This is a genomic window from Streptomyces sp. NPDC030222 (assembly GCF_055573115.1).
The window spans coordinates 86,738-105,370 of record NZ_JBVICA010000005.1; the positions used below are offsets into that span (position 1 = coordinate 86,738).

Consider the following 18,633-nt stretch of genomic DNA (forward strand, 5'->3'; position numbering starts at 1 on the left):
GGAAGCGACGCAGCCCGTACCTCCGCGCACCGGTTCCTCGCCGTACGAACCGTTGCCGTCCCGAGACGCGCCGGCAGGTCCTTCGTGGGGCGTGGGGTCCGCGCATGCCGGACGGCCGCGCACGCACCGTACGCACCGCACGGCAACGGACGCTCCGGGAACCCCGGCCGTTCCCGCCGCGTCCACCGTCCCCACCGCCCCCGGCGGGCGCGTCGGCCCCGGGCGTGTCGCGACGCGCCCCCGGGCCGCCCGCGGCCCCCAGCGCCCGGTCCGCTACGAGATCCGCCGCCTCCTGGGTGTGCCGTCCACGGCCGTGATCGTCGCCTCCGTGATCGTCGGCTCCGCCCTGGTGGCCGTGTTCCTCGCCCGCGACGGCCGTACCCAGCTGCCCGCGCTGCTCGTCGCCTGGCCGCCGGTTCTGCCACTACCCCCTGCCGCTCTCGGTGCCGGCCTCCTCGGGGCCCTGGCATTCGGCGAGGAGTTCCGCTATCCGTCCCTGGCGGCTGCCCGGGGCACGGTGCCGAGGCGTCTCGGCCTGCTGATGGCCAAACTGATGGTGGCTGCCGTGGTCGCGCTGGTGATCGCCGCGCTGACCGTGGCGGCAGACGCCCAGATCCTCCGCCTCCTGTACGGGAACGAATTGGTGCGGCTGCCGTCGGACTGGGTGGCCTTGCTGGCCAGTTGGGCAGGCCTGGTCGTGGGCTGCGCCTGGGCGGGGCTGCTGGGTGCAGGGATCTTCAGGGCGACCACCGCCGGAGTGGCCGTCGTCCTCTTCGTGCCGGTGGTCGTGGCCCCGCTCGTCCGCACGGCACTCGAGGCGCCCCTCGCACCCTCGGTCGTGGGTCTGCCCGCCAGACTGCGGGAGCTCTCCCGGGTGCAGTGGCCGCGGGAAGCGGACCCGTGGCTGGAGGCCGCGCTGCGGTTGCTGACCCAGCCGGTCGCTGCTGCGCTGGCGCTGTCGCTCCCGGCCCTGCTCTGCGCCTTTCTGCTCACCGGCCTTCGCGCCAGGGCCCGTTGGTGACCGGCTGGTGGCGCAGGTGTGCCGTACTGTGCGCAACTCCCCGGAGATTGCCCGCTTCTTTCCGATAAAGCGTCAATTGAGGGCCGGGCGCCGATCACCCTTTCGTGTGCTTTTCACCAAAGACCTCAAGGGGCGCCGGAGCCACGCCGACATAAGGATGCGTGAGTACCCTTGCGCACACCATGATGACCGCCGCCCGGCCCACCGACACCGGCCTCGCCGGCCCGGGCGAACTCGACCGCTACTCCTACGCGGAGGCCCCCGGCGCCGAACGCGTCGGCGCCCCGTCCTGGGAGAGCGCGGACACGGAGCTGGGCCGGGTCGGGCGCCGGGCCACCGGCAGCCGCGGCCGCGGCCTCCACGGCCAACTCGTTCAGCAGCTCGGCCAGATGATCGTTTCCGGCGATCTGGGCGCCGACCGCCCGCTCGTCCCCGAGGAGATCGGCCAGCGCTTCGAGGTCTCCCGCACCGTCGTGCGCGAGTCGCTCCGCGTGCTGGAGGCCAAGGGGCTCGTCAGCGCCCGGCCCAACGTCGGCACCAGGGTGCGGCCGGTCAGCGACTGGAACCTGCTGGACCCCGACATCATCGAGTGGCGGGCCTTCGGCCCCCAGCGCGACGACCAGCGCCGGGAGCTCACCGAGCTGCGCTGGACCATCGAACCGCTCGCCGCCCGGCTGGCCGCCGGTCACGGACGGGACGACGTGCAGCAGCGGCTCTCCGACATGATCGGGATCATGGGCCATGCGCTCGGCCAGGGCGACGCGCTCACCTTCGCCCGGGCCGATTCCGAGTTCCACGCGCTGCTGATCCAGGTGTCCGGGAACCGCATGCTCGAGCACCTCTCGGGCATCGTGTCCGCCGCGCTCCAGGTCTCCGGCGGGCCCGCCACCGGCTGCGAACGCCCCTCCGAGGCGTCGCTCGCCCATCACTCCCGGATCGTCGACGCCCTGGCCTCGGGTGACGCCTCCGCCGCCGAAACGGCCATGCGCCAACTGCTCACCGTCCACCCCGAGGTGGAACGCGTCGTTCCGGCGCCTCGCGAACACTGACCGTCCCGAGACACGACCGCGACCCCGGACCCGGGCGCCCCGGCCCGTGTCGCCGGACCTGAAAGGGTCCGGCGGCACGATTGTGGGTAGTTCATCACCCACGATTGTGGGTAGTTCCTCACCTTTGAGAAGTATGTCGCGAATGAGGTGTGACTCGGGCCACGCAGATTGGGCGTAACACTCCTCGAAACAGCGCGATGACCTAAGAGGTGACAGCCGAGGAGGGAATACGGACGCCGACAGAGGCGCTGTATCAGCTCCAAGGTTCAGCCCGCGCCGCCGGTACATCCGCAGACCGGTGGTCGTCGGCTCCTGCCCGTACAGAGGGCGGGGCCGGAAGCCGTTCCCATCGTTCCGAGAGGTTGTTCGTGTCGGCCAGCACATCCCGTACGCTCCCGCCGGAGATCGCCGAGTCCGAGTCTGTGATGGCGCTCATCGAGCGGGGGAAGGCAGATGGGCAGATCGCCGGCGATGACGTGCGTCGGGCCTTCGAGGCTGACCAGATTCCGCCAACCCAGTGGAAGAATGTTCTGCGCAGCCTCAACCAGATCCTCGAGGAAGAGGGTGTGACGCTGATGGTCAGTGCCGCGGAATCCCCCAAGCGCACCCGCAAGAGCGTCGCAGCGAAGAGCCCGGCCAAGCGCACCGCCACCAAGACCGTCGCGGCGAAGACCACCGTGACCAAGAGCGTCGCGGCCCCCGCTGCCCCGTCCGCCGAGACCGCTGACGCAGCGGCGGCCGAGGAGCCCACGGCCGCGTCCGCCAAGAAGGCCGCCGCCAAGAAGACGGCCGTGAAGAAGGCCGCGGTCAAGAAGACCACGGCGAAGAAGACGACGGCGAAGAAGACCGTCGGCAAGAAGGACGACGAAGAGCTCGTCGACGCCGATGAGCTGCTCGAAGAGGCAGCGCCCGGCAAGGGCGAGGAAGGCACGGACGGCGAGGCGCAGGGCTTCGTCCTCTCCGACGAGGACGAGGACGACGCGCCGGCCCAGCAGGTCGCCGCTGCCGGCGCTACCGCGGACCCGGTCAAGGACTACCTCAAGCAGATCGGCAAGGTCCCCCTGCTCAACGCCGAGCAGGAGGTCGAGCTGGCCAAGCGCATCGAGGCCGGTCTGTTCGCCGAGGACAAGCTGTCCAACTCCGACAAGCTCGCGCCGAAGCTCAAGCGTGAACTGGAGATCATCGCCGAGGACGGCCGCCGCGCCAAGAACCACCTGCTGGAGGCCAACCTCCGCCTCGTGGTCTCGCTCGCCAAGCGCTACACGGGCCGCGGCATGCTCTTCCTGGACCTGATCCAGGAGGGCAACCTCGGTCTGATCCGCGCGGTCGAGAAGTTCGACTACACCAAGGGCTACAAGTTCTCCACGTACGCCACCTGGTGGATCCGTCAGGCGATCACCCGCGCCATGGCCGACCAGGCCCGCACCATCCGTATTCCGGTGCACATGGTCGAGGTCATCAACAAGCTGGCCCGCGTCCAGCGCCAGATGCTCCAGGACCTGGGCCGTGAGCCCACCCCGGAGGAGCTGGCCAAGGAGCTCGACATGACCCCCGAGAAGGTCATCGAGGTCCAGAAGTACGGTCGTGAGCCGATCTCGCTGCACACCCCGCTCGGCGAGGACGGCGACAGCGAGTTCGGCGACCTGATCGAGGACTCCGAGGCGGTCGTCCCGGCCGACGCGGTGAGCTTCACCCTGCTCCAGGAGCAGCTGCACTCCGTCCTGGACACGCTGTCCGAGCGTGAGGCCGGCGTGGTCTCCATGCGCTTCGGTCTCACCGACGGCCAGCCGAAGACCCTCGACGAGATCGGCAAGGTCTACGGCGTCACGCGTGAGCGGATCCGCCAGATCGAGTCCAAGACGATGTCGAAGCTGCGTCACCCGTCGCGGTCCCAGGTGCTCCGGGACTACCTCGACTGATACGCCGCCCGGCAGGACGAACCGTGGGCCCGGCTCCCCCTCGTGGGGGCCGGGCCCACGGCGTTTCCCCTCGCGGTCGCGCGTCGGGAGCCCCCGCGGCGGGACGCGCCGTGCCCGGACCGTGTCCGGGTGCGGACGGCGCGCGATCGGTTGACCCTGGGTGTGCCGCTATCACCACAGAGTCAGGAGGCCCCATGCGCCGCATCTCTGTCCGAAGTCTGGCCAGGGCCCTTCCCCTGGTGGCCACGGCCGCCCTCGCCCCTGCGGTCCCGCCTGGTCCGGCCGCTGCTGACAGCGTGATCATCGGTGGTACGCCGGTGCTCATCGAGGACAGCCCATGGGTGGTCGCCGTGTCCAGCCGTGACCGGTTCGGCGCAACGAGGGCGGGTCAGTTCTGCGGCGGAGCGCTGGTGGGCCCGTCCACGGTGGTGACCGCCGCACACTGCATGAGTACGGAGGCGCTCGGGTCGACGCCCGCCGACGTCCCGGACCTGAAAATCATCTCCGGACGTTCGGAGCTGACGGGCTCGGGCGGGGAGGAGATCGCGGTCAGCAGGGTCCAGGTGAATCCCACCTACAACCCGGCCACCAACGAGGGCGACGTCGCCGTGCTCACCCTGTCGGAACCGCTGCCCGCGGCGAACGTGATCAAGGCGGCGGGTGCCGGGGATCCCGCGTACGCGGCCGGGGCGCAGGCGCGGGTATACGGCTGGGGGGACACCACGGGTCTCGGCACCTATGCGACGTCACTGCGGGCGGCACAGGTGCAGGTGCTCTCCGACGAGACCTGCCGGCAGGCCTATCCGGGCGGGTTCGCCGGCTCGTACCAGCCGGCGAACATGCTGTGCGCGGGCAACCCGGCGGGTGGGCGGGATGCCTGCCAGGGGGACAGCGGAGGGCCCATCGTGGCGGGAGGCCGGCTCATCGGTCTCGTGTCCTGGGGGAACGGCTGCGGCAAGGCGCAGTTCCCCGGTGTCTACACCCGGCTGGCGCCCTTCGTGGGAATGATCCCGGCCGGCTGACCGTCGGTGCGCAGGCACCTCGGCCGGCGGGAGATGAAAACGGGCGGCCTGCCCCGTGCGGGGGCGGGCCGCCCGTCGGCCGGTCCTGGACCGGCGATGGCTCGTCGCGCGACGCGATGTGTCAGCGTTCTTCGTCGTCCGCCGATGCAGGAACGGCGGTCAGCCGCTCCGTCTCGTCGTGTATCTCGGCGGCGATCTTCTTCAGTTCCGGCTCGAACTTGCGTCCGTGGTGGGCACAAAAGAGCAGTTCACCGCCGCTGGTCAGGACGACACGCAGGTATGCCTGGGCGCCACAACGGTCGCAGCGGTCAGCGGCCGTCAGGGGGCTCGCGGGGGTCAGAACAGTAGTCACGTCGCCTCTTCTCTAGCTCGACGAGCTGTCGTACCAGGGTCAACATCCAACCAGGCCGAAAACGTTCCCGCTCGTGCCTTTTCCTCGAAATTTCTTGTCAAGGTGGCTGTCTGCTGCCGGTTGGCGGCGAATGAGCCGTATTGCTGTGCTCTACGGGTTTCGCGTTGCTTGTCTCGTTTAGCCCTCCCGGCGGGGTTGCCGGTTGTTCATGAGGACGTGCCCGGAGCCTAAATGGTTCATGCCTCGAAGGGAACGTGATGTGTGCTTCACTCGAACGAGGGATCGAACATGCATGCGAGGCTCGACTAGCATGAAGAATCACGAGGGTGGCGTGACAACCGCTCTACCAGGCCTCGGTACCCTCTGACCGGCGGCCGTAGCCGGCCCTGCCACCCTTGGAACGACCCCGAAATTCAGCGAGGAGCGAACCGCGTGACCGCCGAGACGTCCGTGCCGTCCAGTGCGCTGCTGACCGCAGACCGTGACGGTTCCAACTACACCGCTCGGCACCTGTTGGTACTCGAAGGTCTCGAGGCGGTCCGCAAGCGCCCCGGCATGTACATCGGATCCACGGACAGCCGTGGCCTGATGCACTGCCTCTGGGAGATCATCGACAACTCCGTCGACGAGGCCCTCGGCGGCTACTGCGACCACATCGAAGTCCTCCTCCACGACGACGGCTCGGTCGAGGTCCGTGACAACGGCCGCGGCATCCCGGTCGACGTGGAGCCCAAGACGGGTCTGTCCGGCGTCGAGGTCGTGATGACCAAGCTGCACGCGGGCGGAAAGTTCGGCGGCGGCTCGTACGCCGCCTCCGGCGGTCTGCACGGAGTGGGTGCCTCCGTGGTCAACGCGCTCTCCGCCCGGCTCGACGTCGAGGTGGACCGCAGCGGGCACACCCACGCGATCAGCTTCCGGCGGGGCGTCCCCGGCATCTTCACGGAGTCGGGGCCCGACTCCCCCTTCGATCCGGCGAACGGTCTGCGGAAGACCAAGAGGGCCCCGCGGGGCCGCACCGGCACCCGGGTGCGCTACTGGGCCGACCGCCAGATCTTCCTCAAGGAGGCCAGGCTCTCCCTGGAGACGCTCCACCAGCGGGCCCGGCAGACCGCCTTCCTGGTCCCCGGCCTCACCATCGTCGTGCGCGACGAGCGGGACCTGGAGGGCCAGGGCAAGTCCGAGGAGATCTTCCGCTTCGACGGAGGGATCAGCGAGTTCTGCGAGTACCTCGCCCAGGACAAGGCCGTGTGCGACACACTACGGCTGACCGGTCACGGCACCTTCAAGGAGACCGTCCCGGTCCTCGACGAGCGCGGCCACATGACCCCCACCGAGGTCGTCCGTGAACTGGGCGTCGACGTCGCCCTGCGCTGGGGCACGGGGTACGACACGACGCTGAAGTCCTTCGTGAACATCATCGCCACGCCCAAGGGCGGCACCCATGTCACCGGCTTCGAACGTGCCGTCACCAAGACGGTCAACGAGGTGCTGCGCAGCAGCAAACTGCTGCGCGTCGCCGAGGACGACATCGTCAAGGACGACGCCCTGGAGGGCCTCACGGCGGTCGTGACCGTCCGGCTCGCCGAGCCCCAGTTCGAGGGGCAGACCAAGGAGGTCCTAGGCACCTCGGCGGCCAGCCGCATCGTCGCCAATGTGGTCGCCAAGGAACTGAAGGCCTTCCTGACCTCCACCAAGCGGGACGCCAAGGCCCAGGCCAGGGCGGTCCTGGAGAAGGCGGTCGCCGCCGCCCGGACGCGCATCGCGGCCCGCCAGCACAAGGAGGCCCAGCGCCGGAAGACCGCGCTGGAGTCCTCGTCCCTGCCTGCGAAGCTCGCCGACTGCCGCAGCGACGACGTCGACCGCAGCGAGCTGTTCATCGTCGAGGGAGACTCCGCGCTGGGCACCGCCAAGCTGGCCCGGAACTCCGAGTTCCAGGCGCTGCTGCCGATCCGCGGAAAGATCCTCAACGTCCAGAAGTCGTCCGTGTCGGACATGCTGAAGAACGCCGAGTGCGGGGCGATCATCCAGGTCATAGGGGCCGGCTCCGGCAGGACCTTCGACATCGACCAGGCGCGGTACGGCAAGGTCATCATGATGACCGACGCCGACGTCGACGGCTCCCACATCCGCTGCCTGCTGCTCACGCTCTTCCAGCGCTACATGCGCCCCATGGTGGAGGCGGGACGGGTCTTCGCCGCGGTGCCGCCCCTGCACCGCATCGAACTGGTCCAGCCCAAGCGGGGCCAGGACAAGTACGTCTACACCTACTCCGACAGCGAACTGCGGCAGACGCTGCTGGAGTTCCAGCGCAAGGGCGTGCGCTTCAAGGACTCCATCCAGCGCTACAAGGGTCTCGGTGAGATGGACGCGGACCAGCTGGCGGAGACCACGATGGACCCCCGGCACCGCACCCTGCGCCGGATCAACATCGGTGATCTGGAAGCGGCCGAGCAGGCCTTCGACCTGCTCATGGGCAATGAGGTCGCTCCGCGCAAGGACTTCATCACCAGCTCCGCGGCGACGCTCGACCGGTCCCGCATCGACGCCTGACACCTCCCGGGGTCGTGGACGGAGTCGCTGCTTCGCCCACGACCCCAGTACGGGCATCCAAGACGTCCATCACCTGATGTGGTGAATATGGACGCATTGGTGCATCGCGGGTGCACTGCTCCGCTCATTCTTGGCTCGCGGCCGAAACGGTTCGCCGAGAAGGAGAGAGGTGTGGTGGATCCGCTCACACAGCGGGCGCAGACGCCCGCAGACACCCCGGACGACGAGTGCACCGCAGGAGCGGTCCGGCTCGCCGACCCGTGGTACGACGCCCCGGCCGCCGGCTGGGGCGAGATGCCCACCGCGGACGTCACGACGAGCGTGCCGGTGTGCGTTCCCGGCGCCGTCGACCCCCCGGGTGCAGGCGATCCCTCCGGCCCGCACGGTCTTCCGGCGGCCCGCACGGGCGGGCGCAGCACGGCCGACATCTATCTCGAGGTCCAGCACAGCCCCGCCTTCCAGGAGGTGCGCAGCCGCTACCGGCGGTTCGTGGTCCCGGCGGTCCTGGCCTTCCTCGTCTGGTACGTGGCCTATGTCGTCGCGGCCACCACCATGCCGGACCTGATGGCCCGCCCGGTGGCCGGAGCGGTGAACGTCGCCATGGTGGCCGGTCTCGGACAGTTCCTCACCACCTTCCTGCTGACGTGGGCGTACGCCCGCCATGCCCGGCTGCGCCGGGACAGGGCCGCACTCGACCTGCGCTGGGAGGTCTTCGAACAGAACCGGGGCCGGGAATCGGCGCGAGGAGCGGTCCGTTGAGCGGCAACCACCAGACCCTGGCCCTCCTGCTGTTCAGTTCCTTCATCGCGGGCACCCTCGCCATCACCACCTGGGCGGGCCGGGAACGGCGTGGATCGGCCGAGGAGTTCTACGCCGGGGGGCGGCTCTTCTCCCCGCTGGAGAACGGCTTCGCCATCGCGGGCGACTACATGTCCGCGGCGTCCTTCCTGGGCATCTCCGGACTCATCGCGCTCTACGGCTACGACGGCATGCTCTACTCCGTCGGCTTCCTCGTCGCCTGGCTGGTCGTGCTGCTGCTCATCGCGGAACTGGTGAGGAACTGCGGCCGGTTCACCCTCGCGGACGTCGTCGCCGCACGGATGCGCGAGCGCCCCGTGCGGATCGCCGCGGGAACCTCCTCGGTCACGGTCTCGGTGCTCTACCTCGTCGCGCAGATGGTGGGCGCGGGCAGTCTGGTGGCGCTGCTGCTGGGCGGTACGACGGGCGCGGCGCGTTCCTGGACCGTCATCGGCGTGGGCGCCCTGATGGTGATCTACGTGTCCCTGGGCGGGATGCGGGCCACCACCTGGATCCAGATCGTCAAGGCTGTGCTGCTGATGGCGGGAACGGTCACGCTCACCGTCCTGGTCCTGCTGCGGTTCCACGGCGACTTCAACCAGCTGCTGCTCAGTGCGGCCGAACGCAGCGGCCACGGCAGCGACTTCCTGTCGCCCGGACTGAAGTACGGCGGGGACTGGACCGCGCGGCTGGACTTCGTCAGTCTCGGACTCGCCCTGGTGCTCGGCACGGCCGGACTGCCGCACATCCTCTCGCGCTTCTACACCGTGCCCACCGCACGGGCGGCCCGCCGCTCGGTCATCTGGTCCATCGGGCTCATCGGCGGTTTCTACCTGATGACGATCGTGCTCGGCTTCGGAGCCGCCGCACTGGTCGGTTCCGCCGAGGTGAAGGCCTCCAGCGCTGCCGGGAACACCGCGATCCCGCTGCTCGCCCTCGACCTCGGCGGTGGGGCCGAGTCGACCGGGGGAGCGGTCCTCTTCGCGGTGGTGGCCGCGGTCGCCTTCGCCACGATCCTCGCCGTCGTCGCCGGAATCACCCTGGCCTCCTCTGCGTCAGTCGCCCACGATCTGTACGCCTCGATGCGGCGCCGTCCCGGCCGCAGGCAGTACAGCGAGGTGACGGTGGCGCGGATCGCCGCGGTCGGTATCGGGGCCGCCGCGATCTCCCTCGGTCTGCTGGCGCGCGATCTGAACGTCGCGTTCCTCGTGGGGCTGGCCTTCGCCGTCGCCGCGTCGGCCAACCTCCCCGTACTGCTCTACTCTCTGTTCTGGCGCAACTTCACCACCCGGGGAGCGGTCTGGTCGGTCTACGGCGGGCTCGTGCCGGCCCTGGTGCTGGTGGTGCTGTCACCGGTTGTCTCGGGCAGCCCCGAATCCCTCTTCCCCGACGTGGACTTCCACCTCTTCCCGCTGCAGAATCCCGGCCTCGTCTCGATCCCACTGGGCTTCCTCGCGGGCTGGCTCGGGACGGTGCTCTCGGCGGAGGAACCCGACGCGGCCAAGCACGCGGAGACCGAGGTGCGTTCCCTGACCGGAGCGGGAGCGGCCTGACGGGGGAGCGGTGCGATCGTGCCCGGCGGAGCGTTCGCGTGTCGTCAGCCGGTGGTGGTCCGGGGCGTCACGCGGCGCCAGGCGGCGCGGAGGCGGACCTCCGAGGCCGAGTGCCCAGCGTTCCGGAACGCCTTGGCCATGTCCCGGCAGGAGAGCGGCGGGTGGTCGGATCTCCGTCACGAACGCGTCGAGCCGGGTGTCCGGGAGCGCGGTGTCATCGCTCTCCGCCCCGGGCCGGCGGGAGGGCCGGGGAGACCGGGCCCCACACCCGTTCCCTCGCACCAGGAGCGGTCGGCCGGGGACTGCCGCAGTGTGCCACCCGGCCGGGGACGGCCGAAGTTCCCGCACCGCCGGGGACTGCTGCAGCGTCCCGTCCACCGGGGAACTGCCGCAGTGTCCCGCCCGCCCGGAGACGGCCGCCCCAACCCCTGTCGTGCGGGGGGCGCCGCTCCGTCGCACCCCCGCCGTGCGGAGGCTGCCGCCGCACCCCGTCGATGCGGGGGCCGCCGCTGCGGCCGCTATCGGGCCGCCCATGCGTACCGGTGCTCCGGGCGGCCCGTCTCCCCGTACTTGAGGCTGAGCCGTACGCGGGCCGTGCGTTCCAGCAGTTTGAGGTAGCGCTGCGCGGTCTGGCGGCTCACGCCCGCCCGGTCGGCGACCTCCTGGGCGGAGAGCGGTTCGTGGGCGGCCAGCAGCACCTGGCGGACGAGTTCGGCGGTCGTCGGGGAGTGCCCCTTGGGCAGATCGGTGGTGCCGTCGGACACGGAGAGAGCGCCGAAGATGCGGTCCACGTCGGCCTGCTCGGCCTCTCCGCCGTAGGCCAGTTTGCGGCGCAGGCCGGCGTAGGCCTCCAGTCTGTTGCGCAGCCCGGCGAACGTGAACGGTTTCACCAGGTACTGGAGCGCCCCGTGCCGCATGGCGGCCTGCACGGTCGCCACGTCCCGGGCGGCGGTCACCATGATCACATCGGTGTGGTGGCCGAGCCTGCGCAGCTCGCGGACCACTGAGAGACCGTTGTCGTCGGGCATGTAGTGGTCGAGGAGGATGAGATCGACGTGCCGTCCGGACAGCAGGGCCAGGGCTTCGGCTGCCGAATGGGCGGTCGCGACGACGCGGAAGCCGGGTATTTTCCCGACGTACGCGGCGTTGATCCGGGCGACCCCGGGGTCGTCGTCCACCACCAGGACGTCGATGGCGCCGTCGTCCCGTGCTTCCCTGACCGGCGCGTCGCCGCCCCGCGCGTCCATGTCCGCTGTGCCCCTGCCCGACGTGTCGCCCACAATGCGGTTCATCGTGCCTCCTCGGTGAGCGCCTCGGGAAGCACCACGGTGAACTCCGCTCCGCCGAGCGGGCCGTCGCCCACCGTCGCGCTGCCACCGTGCCGCTCGGCGAGCCTGCGCACCATGGCCAGGCCGAGTCCGCGCCGGCCGTGGGCAGGAGGCTCCTTCGTGGACCACCCCTCGCCGAAGACCATGTCACGCCGGCCGGCCGGGACCCCCGGCCCGCTGTCGCGGACGCGCAGCAGGACCGTACGCCCGGAGCCGCTCACTTCCACCTCGACACGGGCTTCGTCGGTGCCCGCCGCCGCGTCCAGGGCGTTGTCCACCAGGTTCCCGACGATCGTGACCAGCCCGCGCGGGTCGACCAGCCGGTCGGGCAGCAGGGTGCCGTGGGCGATGCGGAGCGACACGCCCCGCTCGGCCGCCACGGTCGTCTTGCCGACGAGCAGCGCGGCCAGCAGGGCGTCGTGGATCCTTTCCGCGACCTGCTCGGCGGTCGCCCGGTGGACGCCCACGACCTCGGTCACGTACTCCACGGCCTCGTCGTGCAGCTCCAGTTCCAGCAGTCCCAGCACGGTGTGCAGCCTGTTGGCGTGCTCGTGGTCCTGGGCCCGGAGTGCGTCGATCAGACCGCGCGTGGAGTCCAGTTCGCGTCCCAGGCGTTCCAGTTCGGTACGGTCGCGGAGGGTCGCGACGGCACCGCCGTCGTCGGTCGGCATCCGGTTGGCCACCAGTACCCGCTGTCCGCGTACGGTCAGCAGGTCGGTGCCGGTGACCCGGCCGGCCAGTACGTCCGTGGTGCGCCCCCCGCCCAGAGCCGTGTCGAGGGGCTGCCCCGCAGCATCGGGCCCCAGCCCCAGCAGCCGCTGCGCCTCGTCGTTGATCAGCCGGATCCTGCCCTCCGCGTCCAGCGCCACGACGCCCTCGCGGATGCCGTGGAGCATCGCCTCACGCTCGGCGAGCAGGGCGGAGATGTCCGAGAAGGCCAGGTCGCGCGTCTGACGCTGGATGCGGCGGGCGATCAGCCAGGCGGCGAGGGCGCCGGCCGCCAGGGCTCCTCCCGCATAGGCGAACAGACCGGGTATCGCGGCGAGCAGACGGTCCCGGACGCTGTCGTACTCGATGCCGACCGAGACCGCTCCGACGATCGTGCCGTGGTCGCGCAACGGCACCTTGCCCCGCGCGGACCGCCCGAGCGTGCCGCTGTCGATCTCCATGACCTCGTGGCCCGCCAGAGCCTGGCTGGGATCGGTGGAGACGGTCCGTCCGATCCGCCGGCTGTCGGTGTGCGACCAGCGCACGCCACGGGTGTCCATGACCACGACGTACTCGGCGCCGGTGGCCTCACGGATCCGCTCGGCCTCCGCCTGGACGGGGCCGTCGGCCTTCGGGGGAGTGGTGAGCAGCGCCTCCACGAGCGGGGGCCTGGACGCGGTCGTCTGGGCGATCGCCAGGGCCCTGCGCATGGCCTGGTCGTCGAGCTGGGCACTGAGCGGGGCCAGGAACAGCCCGGTGGCCAGTACGGCGACTCCCGCGGCGATCGCCACCTGCATCAGCAGCACCTGCGAGAACACACGCTGTGGCCAGCCGAGCCGGCGCCGTCTCACGGGTGCGGGCGATGCGGTCCTCATGACGGGGAACGGTAAGCGCAGCTGGGTCTCCGAGGTCAAGCCCCGGCCACACCCCGGACGCCGCAGACGCCCGCCGGACGGCGCACGGTCCACGGCCGGGCCTCCGGCGGGCGTCGGTGGCGCGTCCCGCGGTGGGCGAGTCCGCTCGCCGTACCGTGCAGGTGGCCTTCCAGTACGCCGGGGCCGACGGACACCACGGCGTACGGATGGGCGCGGGCGGATGCGGCGATCCGTATGGCCGGCCTACGCCGCGGCGCGGGTGGCCGGCTGGAGCGCGCATACCCTGGAACAGGCCGCGGACTCGAAGATCATCCGGTCGGCTGCCCGCCATGCGGGCCCGCCCCCGCCGCAGCCCGTGCCCGCCCCGTGACCACCGCACCAGAAAGGCCGCCCCGTTGAGCCTGCCCGGCAAGCAGCAGATCCCCGTCGTCGTCCTCGCGGGCTTCCTCGGCTCGGGCAAGACCACCTTGCTCAACCATCTGCTGCGGCACAGCGGGGGCACCAGGATCGGCGCGATCGTCAACGACTTCGGCGCCATCGAGATCGACGCCATGGCGATCGCGGGCCAGGTCGACTCGACCGTCTCCCTCGGCAACGGCTGCCTGTGCTGCGCCGTCGACGCCGGGGACCTCGACGAGTACCTGGACAGGCTGACCGCCCCCGGTACACGGCTGGACGTCATCATCATCGAGGCGAGCGGGCTCGCCGAGCCGCAGGAACTGGTGCGGATGGTCCTCGCCAGCGGGAACCCGCGGATCGTCTACGGGGGGCTCGTCGAGGTCGTCGACGCGGCGGAGTTCGACGCGACCCGGGAGCGGCACCCGGAGATCGACCGGCATCTGGCCGTCGCCGACCTGGTCGTCCTGAACAAGACCGACCGGGTCGCGGAGGAACAGCTGGACCGTCTGCGGTCCACGCTGGACACGCTGTGCGGAGGGACGGCCGTGGTCCGCGCCTCCTACGGACGGATCGACCCCGGGCTGCTCTTCGAGCGGAAGCCGAGGACCGAGACGATCGGCCAGCTGTCGTTCGAGGACCTGTGCCACGGCGGCGAGGAGCCCGACGACGGCCACGACGGGCATCTGCACACGGCGTACGAGAGCGTCTCCTTCACCGCGGAGGAGCCCATGGATCCGCGCCGGCTCATGGGCTTCCTCGACGGCAGGCCCGACGGCCTCTACCGCATCAAGGGGCATGTGCACTTCGGGAACGCCGACCCCCGCAACCAGTACGGCGTCCACGCCGTCGGGCGTTTCCTGCGCTTCTACCCGAAGCCATGGGCACGCGGCGCTCAACGCCTCACCCAGCTCGTGCTGATCGGCTCCGGCATCGACACCGCCGCCCTGCACCGGGAACTCGACGGCTGCCGGGCCGGGGGACCGCAGGACACCGCCGACGAGCGCGGCATGTGGGGCGTCCTGCGGTACGTGCCCGACGGCGAGTGACGTTCGCTACGCCGGTCCGGCGACCACCGCGACCGGCTGCGCCAGCGGCGTCCCCGAACCGTCGCGGCGCGGGTCGCGGTCCGGCAGCACGGCCGGGGACCCGGACTTCTGCGCCGCCCGGGCCGGGGCCGCCCCCGCCCAAGCGAGCACCAGCCGGTCCTCGCCCTTCAGGAACCGCTGGCAGCGGACACCGCCCGTCGCCCGGCCCTTGCGCGGGTACTGGTCGAACGGGGTCAGCTTCGCCGACATCTGTGCCGAGTCGTCCAGCGTGCCGTGCGAGCCGGCGACCGTGAACACCACCGCGTCGGCCGCGGGGTCGACGGCGGTGAAGGAGATCACCTTGGCGTCCGCCGTCAGCTTGACGCCGGCCATACCGCCCGCCGGGCGGCCCTGCGGACGGACCTGGGAAGCCGGGTAGCGCAGCAGCTGCGCGTCATCAGTGATGAAGACCAGGTCCTCCTCGCCGGTGCTCAGCTCCACTCCGCCGACGATCCGGTCGCCCTCCTTGAGGGTCATGACCTCCAACTCGTCCTTGTTGGCCGGGTAGTCGGGCACCACCCGCTTGACCACACCCTGCTCCGTGCCCAGCGCCAGCCCCGGCGACGACTCGTCGAGGGAGGTCAGGCACACCACCTGCTCGTCGTTCCCGAGGGGCAGGAACTCCGACAGCTGGGCCCCGCCCGACAGGTTCAGCCCGGTCGCCGACTCCGGGAGCTGCGGCAGGTCGATCACCGGCAGGCGCAGCAGCCGTCCTTCGGAGGTCACCACGCCGACATCCGCGCGTGCGGTCGCCAGCACCGACGAGACGATCACGTCGTGCTTGGAGCGCCTGGCGTCCTCGGCGGTCACCAGCGGCTCGCCCGTGACCGTCCGCGCCAGCAGCCCGGTCGACGACAGCAGGACCCGGCACGGGTCGTCCGCGACCTCCAGCGGCACCGCGGCGACCGGTGCGCCCGCCGACTCCAGCAGGACCGTACGCCGCTCGGTGCCGAACTTCTTGGCGACCGCGGCCAGTTCAGCGGACACCAGCTTGCGCAGCTCGGCGTCGGACTCCAGGACCTTCGTCAGCTCGGCGATCTCCGCCTTGAGCTTGTCGCGCTCCGACTCCAGCTCGATCCGGTCGAACCTGGTGAGGCGGCGCAGCGGCGTGTCCAGGATGTACTGCGTCTGCACCTCGCTCAGCGAGAAGCGCTCGATCAGGCGCTCCTTCGCCTGCGCGGAGTTGTCACTGGAGCGGATGAGACGGATGACCTCGTCGATGTCGAGCAGGGCGACGAGCAGACCCTCGACCAGGTGCAGCCGGTCGCGTCGCTTGCCCCGGCGGAACTCGCTGCGCCGCCGCACCACGTCGAAGCGGTGGTCGAGGTAGACCTCCAGCAGCTCCTTCAGGCCCAGCGTCAGCGGCTGGCCGTCCACCAGGGCGACGTTGTTGATGCCGAAGGACTCCTCCATCGGCGTCAGCTTGTACAGCTGCTCCAGCACCGCCTCCGGATGGAAGCCGTTCTTGACCTCGATCACCAGACGCAGACCGTGCTCGCGGTCCGTGAGGTCCTTGACGTCCGCGATGCCCTGGAGCTTCTTCGAGCCCACCAGGTCCTTGATCTTGGAGATCACCTTCTCCGGGCCGACGGTGAAGGGCAGTTCGGTGACGACCAGGCCCTTGCGGCGCGCGGAGACGGTCTCCACGGACACCGTGGCACGGATCTTGAAGGTGCCGCGGCCGGTCTCGTACGCGTCCCTGATCCCGTTCAGGCCGACGATCCGGCCGCCGGTCGGCAGGTCCGGTCCCGGCACGTACCGCATGAGCGTCTCGAGGTCGGCGTTCGGGTGCCGGATCAGATGGCGGGCGGCGGCCACGACCTCCCCGAGATTGTGCGGCGGCATATTGGTCGCCATGCCGACCGCGATCCCGGAGGCGCCGTTGACCAGCAGGTTCGGGAACGCGGCCGGCAGCGCGACCGGCTCCTGCTCCTGACCGTCGTAGTTCGGCGTGAAATCGACGGTGTCCTCGTCGATCGACTCCGTCATCAGTGACGTGGCGTCCGCCATCCGGCACTCGGTGTAACGCATGGCGGCCGGCGGGTCGTCGTTGCCGAGCGAACCGAAGTTGCCGTGGCCGTCCACCAGCGGGAGCCGCATGCTGAACGGCTGGGCCATGCGCACCAGGGCGTCGTAGATCGAGGCGTCGCCGTGCGGGTGCAGTTTGCCCATCACGTCACCGACGACCCGCGCGCACTTCACGTAGCCGCGGTCGGGGCGCAGCCCCATCTCGTTCATCTGGTAGACGATCCGGCGGTGTACCGGCTTCATGCCGTCGCGGGCGTCCGGCAGGGCCCGCGAGTAGATCACCGAGTAGGCGTACTCGAGGAAGGAGCCCTGCATCTCGTCGACGACGTCGATGTCGAGGATCCGCTCCTCGAACGCGTCGTCCGGCTGCGGGGTCTTCGTGCTGCGGCGGGCCATCGCTGCTGCGGCTCCTTCACGGTCTTGGCAACGCAACGTGCTGGATCTGACGCCGACCATTGTGGACCGCCCCACCGACAACGCCGACCTCGACCCTCCCCGAGGCGTTCACGAAGGGATGGACCCCGCACGGGAACTTCGCGAGGTGTCGCCGCGCTTGCATACAGTGGCAGGGACTCTCGTCATCGCGATCGAAGGGACGTACATGCCCATGGGTCACACGGCCACAGACCAGGCCGGTACCGGCGGCCTGACAGCGACCGAGCACCGGCTGGCCAACGGTCTGCGCGTGGTGCTCTCCGAGGACCACCTGACCCCGGTCTCCGCGGTGTGCCTCTGGTACGACGTCGGCTCGCGCCACGAGGTGGCGGGCCGCACCGGTCTCGCCCACCTCTTCGAGCACCTGATGTTCCAGGGTTCGGGGCAGGTCAAGGGCAACGGCCACTTCGAGCTGGTGCAGGGCGCCGGCGGCTCGCTCAACGGCACCACCAGCTTCGAGCGCACCAACTACTTCGAGACGATGCCCGCCCATCAGCTGGAACTGGCGCTCTGGCTGGAGGCCGACCGGATGGGCTCGCTGCTCGCCGCGCTCGACGACGAGTCCATGGAGAACCAGCGGGACGTCGTCAAGAACGAACGCCGCCAGCGCTACGACAACGTGCCGTACGGCACGGCCTTCGAGAAGCTGACCGCCCTCTCCTACCCCGAGGGCCATCCGTACCACCACACCCCGATCGGCTCCATGGCCGACCTGGACGCGGCGACCCTCGAGGACGCCCGCAACTTCTTCCGCACCTACTACGCGCCGAACAACGCGGTGCTGTCGGTCGTCGGGGACATCGACCCGGAGCAGACGCTCGCCTGGGTCGAGAAGTACTTCGGCTCCATCCCGTCCCACGACGGCAAGCAGCCGCCGCGCGACGGCTCGCTCCCGGACGTCATCGGCCGCGAGCTGCGCGAGGTCGTCGAGGAGGAGGTCCCGGCCCGCGCCCTGATGGCCGCCTACCGGCTGCCGCACGACGGCACCCGCGCGTGCGACGCCGCGGACCTCGCGCTCACCGTCCTGGGCGGCGGCGAGTCCTCCCGGCTCCACAACCGTCTGGTCCGCCACGACCGCACGGCCGTCGCGGCCGGCTTCGGCCTCCTCCGGCTCGCCGGCGCGCCCTCCCTCGGCTGGCTGGACGTGAAGACGTCCACCGGGGTCGAGGTGCCGGACATCGAGCGTGCCGTCGACGACGAACTCGCCCGGTTCGCCGCCGAGGGTCCCACGCCCGAGGAGATGGAGCGCGCGCAGGCCCAGCTGGAGCGGGAATGGCTGGACCGGCTCGGCACGGTCGCCGGCCGCGCCGACGAACTCTGCCGCTATGCCGTCCTGTTCGGCGACCCGCAGCTCGCCCTCACCGCCGTGCAGCGCGTCCTGGACATCACCGCCGAGGAGGTCCAGCAGGTCGCCCGGGAGCGGCTGCGCCCCGACAACCGGGCCGTGCTGGCGTACGAGCCGATCGCCACCGAGGACGAGAACGACGACGCAGAGGGGGCGGACCAGTGAG

General features: G+C 70.6%; 13 protein-coding genes and 1 pseudogene. 10 read left to right on the forward strand and 4 right to left on the reverse strand.

Annotation, left to right across the window (positions count from 1 at the left end; all coding sequences use genetic code 11):
• The first annotated feature begins 91 nt into the window (after positions 1 to 91).
• The 4 genes from ACZ4Z5_RS09215 (at position 92) to ACZ4Z5_RS09230 (ending at position 5,011) form a co-directional block, all read left to right on the forward strand.
• Entirely contained in the window at positions 92 to 1,021 is a 930-nt protein-coding gene (locus ACZ4Z5_RS09215; RefSeq protein WP_468259643.1) for a hypothetical protein, read from the forward strand.
• 161 nt (positions 1,022 to 1,182) lie between these two features.
• Positions 1,183 to 2,070, forward strand: a complete 888-nt coding sequence (locus ACZ4Z5_RS09220; RefSeq protein WP_468258940.1) for a FadR/GntR family transcriptional regulator — start codon at positions 1,183 to 1,185, stop codon at positions 2,068 to 2,070.
• Positions 2,071 to 2,438: 368 nt separating this feature from the next.
• A complete protein-coding gene (locus ACZ4Z5_RS09225; RefSeq protein ID WP_468258942.1) occupies positions 2,439 to 3,989 on the forward strand; it encodes an RNA polymerase sigma factor in 1,551 nt (516 codons plus the stop codon).
• A 194-nt stretch (positions 3,990 to 4,183) separates the two neighbouring features.
• The gene (locus ACZ4Z5_RS09230; RefSeq protein ID WP_468258945.1) at positions 4,184 to 5,011 is read left to right on the forward strand and encodes a serine protease; all 828 of its coding nucleotides are present in this window, start codon (positions 4,184 to 4,186) and stop codon (positions 5,009 to 5,011) included.
• A gap of 121 nt (positions 5,012 to 5,132) precedes the next feature.
• On the opposite strand, the gene ACZ4Z5_RS09235 is transcribed toward ACZ4Z5_RS09230, so the two are convergent.
• Positions 5,133 to 5,363: a DUF7455 domain-containing protein gene (locus ACZ4Z5_RS09235; RefSeq protein WP_468258948.1), complete on the reverse strand. Its 231-nt coding sequence runs from the start codon at positions 5,361 to 5,363 to the stop codon at positions 5,133 to 5,135.
• Between the two features lie 432 nt (positions 5,364 to 5,795).
• On the opposite strand from ACZ4Z5_RS09235, the gene ACZ4Z5_RS09240 reads away from it, so the two are divergent.
• The 3 genes from ACZ4Z5_RS09240 to ACZ4Z5_RS09250 all read left to right on the forward strand — a co-directional run bounded on the left by ACZ4Z5_RS09240 (position 5,796) and on the right by ACZ4Z5_RS09250 (position 10,264).
• Positions 5,796 to 7,913, forward strand: coding sequence for a DNA gyrase/topoisomerase IV subunit B (locus tag ACZ4Z5_RS09240; protein WP_468258950.1), 2,118 nt, complete (start codon positions 5,796 to 5,798; stop codon positions 7,911 to 7,913).
• A 294-nt stretch (positions 7,914 to 8,207) separates the two neighbouring features.
• Positions 8,208 to 8,672, forward strand: a complete 465-nt coding sequence (locus ACZ4Z5_RS09245) for a DUF485 domain-containing protein (RefSeq protein WP_468259590.1) — start codon at positions 8,208 to 8,210, stop codon at positions 8,670 to 8,672.
• Positions 8,669 to 10,264, forward strand: a complete 1,596-nt coding sequence (locus ACZ4Z5_RS09250) for a solute symporter family protein (protein ID WP_468258953.1) — start codon at positions 8,669 to 8,671, stop codon at positions 10,262 to 10,264. Before ACZ4Z5_RS09245 ends, ACZ4Z5_RS09250 begins: the two co-directional genes overlap by 4 nt.
• Positions 10,265 to 10,782: 518 nt before the next feature.
• Here the strand turns inward: ACZ4Z5_RS09250 and ACZ4Z5_RS09255 are convergent.
• Together ACZ4Z5_RS09255 and ACZ4Z5_RS09260 are read right to left on the reverse strand one after the other, a co-directional pair.
• Entirely contained in the window at positions 10,783 to 11,511 is a 729-nt protein-coding gene (locus ACZ4Z5_RS09255; protein WP_468259593.1) for a DUF7342 family protein, read from the reverse strand.
• A gap of 41 nt (positions 11,512 to 11,552) precedes the next feature.
• Positions 11,553 to 13,175, reverse strand: a complete 1,623-nt coding sequence (locus ACZ4Z5_RS09260; RefSeq protein ID WP_468258956.1) for a sensor histidine kinase — start codon at positions 13,173 to 13,175, stop codon at positions 11,553 to 11,555.
• A gap of 244 nt (positions 13,176 to 13,419) precedes the next feature.
• Between ACZ4Z5_RS09260 and ACZ4Z5_RS09265 the strand changes: the two are divergent.
• Both ACZ4Z5_RS09265 and ACZ4Z5_RS09270 read left to right on the forward strand, forming a co-directional pair.
• Positions 13,420 to 13,545 (forward strand): annotated as a pseudogene (locus ACZ4Z5_RS09265) (citrate synthase/methylcitrate synthase); the annotation flags it as partial.
• A 25-nt stretch (positions 13,546 to 13,570) separates the two neighbouring features.
• Positions 13,571 to 14,620 carry a CobW family GTP-binding protein gene (locus ACZ4Z5_RS09270; RefSeq protein ID WP_468258958.1) on the forward strand — a complete coding sequence of 350 codons (1,050 nt, stop codon included), beginning with the start codon at positions 13,571 to 13,573 and terminating at the stop codon, positions 14,618 to 14,620.
• 6 nt (positions 14,621 to 14,626) lie between these two features.
• Here the strand turns inward: ACZ4Z5_RS09270 and ACZ4Z5_RS09275 are convergent, their stop codons facing one another.
• Positions 14,627 to 17,083 (reverse strand): DNA gyrase/topoisomerase IV subunit A, encoded by a 2,457-nt coding sequence (locus tag ACZ4Z5_RS09275; RefSeq protein WP_468258961.1) that lies wholly within the window; start codon positions 17,081 to 17,083, stop codon positions 14,627 to 14,629.
• Between the two features lie 205 nt (positions 17,084 to 17,288).
• On the opposite strand from ACZ4Z5_RS09275, the gene ACZ4Z5_RS09280 reads away from it, so the two are divergent.
• On the forward strand, positions 17,289 to 18,632 hold the full coding sequence (locus tag ACZ4Z5_RS09280; protein ID WP_468259596.1) for a M16 family metallopeptidase: 1,344 nt from the start codon (positions 17,289 to 17,291) through the stop codon (positions 18,630 to 18,632).
• The last annotated feature ends 1 nt before the right edge of the window (position 18,633 follow it).

Coding starts and splice junctions, on each gene's coding strand:
- ACZ4Z5_RS09255 (WP_468259593.1), bottom strand. CDS start 11,511: ATGGACGCGCGGGGCGGCGACGCGCCGGTCAGGGAAGCACGGGACGAC.
- ACZ4Z5_RS09280 (WP_468259596.1), top strand. CDS start 17,289: ATGCCCATGGGTCACACGGCCACAGACCAGGCCGGTACCGGCGGCCTG.
- ACZ4Z5_RS09245 (WP_468259590.1), top strand. CDS start 8,208: ATGCCCACCGCGGACGTCACGACGAGCGTGCCGGTGTGCGTTCCCGGC.
- ACZ4Z5_RS09260 (WP_468258956.1), bottom strand. CDS start 13,175: ATGAGGACCGCATCGCCCGCACCCGTGAGACGGCGCCGGCTCGGCTGG.
- ACZ4Z5_RS09275 (WP_468258961.1), bottom strand. CDS start 17,083: ATGGCCCGCCGCAGCACGAAGACCCCGCAGCCGGACGACGCGTTCGAG.
- ACZ4Z5_RS09230 (WP_468258945.1), top strand. CDS start 4,184: ATGCGCCGCATCTCTGTCCGAAGTCTGGCCAGGGCCCTTCCCCTGGTG.